Source organism: Stenotrophomonas sp. HMWF003 (assembly GCF_003061285.1).
In the GTDB taxonomy this organism is placed as follows: Bacteria; Pseudomonadota; Gammaproteobacteria; order Xanthomonadales; family Xanthomonadaceae; genus Stenotrophomonas; species Stenotrophomonas maltophilia_AP.
The window spans coordinates 5232-8061 of sequence record NZ_QAIW01000148.1; the positions used below are offsets into that span (position 1 = coordinate 5232).

Sequence of the window (2830 nt, forward strand, 5' to 3'; positions counted from 1 at the left end):
GCGTGGCCAAGGCCAGCTTCCTGCCACGGATCACCCTCAACGGCGACATCGGCTACCAATCGCAGCAACTGGATGAACTGGACGGTTGGAACGCGCATCGCTTCAGCGTCGGACCGTCGATCAGCCTGCCGATCTTCCAGGGCGGCCGGCTCAAGGCCAACCTCGCGGTGAGCCGGCTGCAGCAGCAACAGGCGGCGCTGCAGTTCCAGCGCACCGTGCTGCAGGCCTGGCACGAAGTGGACGATGCGATCGATGGCTACGCCGCCGAGCAGCAGCGCGGGGCGGCGCTGCAGGTTGCGGTGGACCAGAGCGAACGCGCACTGGACGCGGCGCGGCGCCAATACCAGGCGGGCGTGGTGGACATGCTGGATGTGCTCACCACGCAGCGCATCGCGCTGGACAACCAGGCGGCGCTGGCCAACAGCCAGGCTACGGCCGCCATCGCCCGCGTGGAGCTGTACCGCGCGCTGGGCGGTGGCTGGCACGACACCCGGTAGTGCCGGCCGCCGGCCGGCAACCCGCGATGTCGCAACACAAGGTAGTGCCGGCCGCTGGCCGGCAACCCGCAACGTCGCAACACAAAAGGTAGTGCCGGCCGCTGGCCGGCAACCCGCAACGTCGCAACACAAGGTAGTGCCGGCCGCTGGCCGGCAACCCTCCCTCAACGCACGTCGCGCAGTTCCCAGTGGTGCCCGGCCAGCATGCGCAGGCGCTGCTTGAACACATCGCTGTCGATGCGGGTGGTGGCCACCAGGTTGATGCGCAGGTCGTCCTGCGCGCCGGTCACGGTGGCGTCCGGGTCGGTGGCGCCCCACTGCGACTCGACCGCATCCGGGTCGGGCTGCTTGGCGCGCCACTTCTCGAACAGGGTGGTGCTGCGCAGGGCGTCCTGCAGCTCCTCGGCGAAGCCGGCGGCGCTCTGCGAGTGGAAGGACAGGTCTGGATCGTTGCCGCGGGCCTTGGAAGGGTCCGGCAGGCTGATGTGGTACTGCGACATGGTCATCTCCGTTGAAGGCTGCAAGGCTGGCAGAAACGCGGTGGATTTGGCGTGCAGATCGCGGCGGGTGTTGCCGGGCAGAGCCCGGCGGTTGCTGCCGCGCAGAGCCTGGCGATTATTGCCGGGCAGAGCCCGGCACTACGCGCTGAAGGTGTGCGGTCCGTCGGCAAACCCCACCGTGAGTGCGCCCTTGCCCACGTTGACCATGCCGGTCAGGCTCATCACCGCTTCAAACACCTGCACGCCGTGCGCCTCGCAGGTCTGGCGCAGGCTGGCATAGCCGGGCAGCGCCTGCAGGTCGGCCAGCTCGCCGCCATAACTGACGCATACGGTAGGGGTCATCAGCCCGGCCTTGACCCGCTGGCCAACGAAGTCGAACAGCTTCTGCACCGCGTTGTCGAAGCCCTTGATCTTGGCCACCGGCCCAGTCTCGCCGCGGTACCCGTGCAGCACCGGCTTGATGTCCAGTGCGCTGCCCAGCGCCGCGCTGAGCAGGCCCACGCTGCGGTCCCCCTTGTGGCGTGCGCGGGCGCGCATGTAATACAGGTCGCGGGTGACCATGTAGCCGTGCACGTTCTGCGCCAGCATTTCCAGCCGCTCGCGGATCTGCTGCACGCTGGCCCCGCTCTCGCGCAGGCGCACCGCTTCCACCGCGGTCACGCCCTGGGCGGCGAACAGGTTCTGGGTATCCAGCACCCGCAGCGCGAAGGGCGAGTTGAAGCCTGCCGCCTGGCGCACCGGCTTGTAGTCGTTGAGGATCGCGAAGCTCGCCTGCATCGCGTTGTCGTGGATCGGGCTGCGGGTCTTGGTGATCGTCATGCAGAACACATGGTCGTAATCGATCACCAGCTTGCCCAGGAACAGGTCGCGGATCTGGGTGACGCTGAACGGAATGGTCTCCGCTTCGGCGCCGTGTTCGGCCACGTGGGCGTGCAGGAAGCTGAGCGTGGCCTGTTCGTCGCGGTGGTCGGCGAGCACGGCTTCGCCAATGCGTACCGTGATCGGCAGCAGCACGATGTTGTGTTGTTCAATGAAGTCCTGCGGCAAGTCGCAGGCAGAGTCGACGACGATTCCGATGCGCATCCTGAGCCCCCCTCCGGGCAGGTTGTAGGTTCGGAAGTGTGAAAGCTATCCCAAATCCGCCGCCGCTGCCTGACCGGGGACCCGGCGTCGGGTCAGCGGCTGCGCTGGACGGCTACCGGCAGGGTATCCACCCGGTCCCATTCCCCGCCACGGACCGTGTCGGGATCGGCCAGGACCGCCTGCATCAGTGCGTGTGCCTCGTTGCCCCAGTACAGCTCGCCATCGATGGACAGGGTGGGGACCCCGAACACCCCGGCGGCAATGGCCGCATCGGTGTTGCGCCGCAGCTGTTCCTTGACGTCGGCGGCACTGATCGCGTCGGCCACGTTGGCCACGTCCAGCATCGCCCCGGGCAGGGCCAGGGTAGCGGCACTGTCGGCCGCCTGGCCGTCGCGCCAGATCCAGTTGAACAGGATGTCCACCGACGCCGGGGTGGCACCGGCGGCCAGGCACAGCCGCAGCGCGGCCAGCGGGTTGAACGGATGCCCGGGCGGGAAGCGCAGCGGCACGCCCTGCTGCTGCGCCTGCCACAACACCTGGCGGTAGGTGAAGCGGCGTTTGGCCGGAATCTCGGCCGGGCCCAGGTTGCCCATGTGGTGCAGCACCGCGCCCAGCGCGACCGGCACCGGGGTGATCCGCTCGAACTGCGGCAGGGCCTTGAGCTGCTGCCAGTGCAGGTAGGCGAAGGGCGAGACGAAATCGAAATACCAGCGCAGCGCCATGGGCACTCCCGGGCGGATGGTGCGGCGG

Annotated in this window: 4 protein-coding genes; 1 reads left to right on the plus strand and 3 read right to left on the minus strand. The window is 68.4% G+C overall.

The features are described from left to right. A partial coding sequence (locus DBR34_RS22205) for a TolC family protein (protein WP_258223697.1) occupies positions 1–497 on the plus strand: 497 nt, incomplete at its 5' end. A gap of 164 nt (positions 498–661) precedes the next feature. Here the strand turns inward: DBR34_RS22205 and DBR34_RS05685 are convergent. The 3 genes from DBR34_RS05685 to DBR34_RS05695 all read right to left on the minus strand — a co-directional run bounded on the left by DBR34_RS05685 (position 662) and on the right by DBR34_RS05695 (position 2802). Continuing rightward, entirely contained in the window at positions 662–1003 is a 342-nt protein-coding gene (locus DBR34_RS05685; RefSeq protein ID WP_128096047.1) for a hypothetical protein, read from the minus strand. 132 nt (positions 1004–1135) lie between these two features. Then, positions 1136–2080, minus strand: a complete 945-nt coding sequence (locus DBR34_RS05690) for a DegV family protein (RefSeq protein WP_128096048.1) — start codon at positions 2078–2080, stop codon at positions 1136–1138. 92 nt (positions 2081–2172) lie between these two features. Continuing rightward, positions 2173–2802 (minus strand): DsbA family protein, encoded by a 630-nt coding sequence (locus DBR34_RS05695; protein ID WP_128096052.1) that lies wholly within the window; start codon positions 2800–2802, stop codon positions 2173–2175. Between the last annotated feature and the right edge of the window lie 28 nt (positions 2803–2830).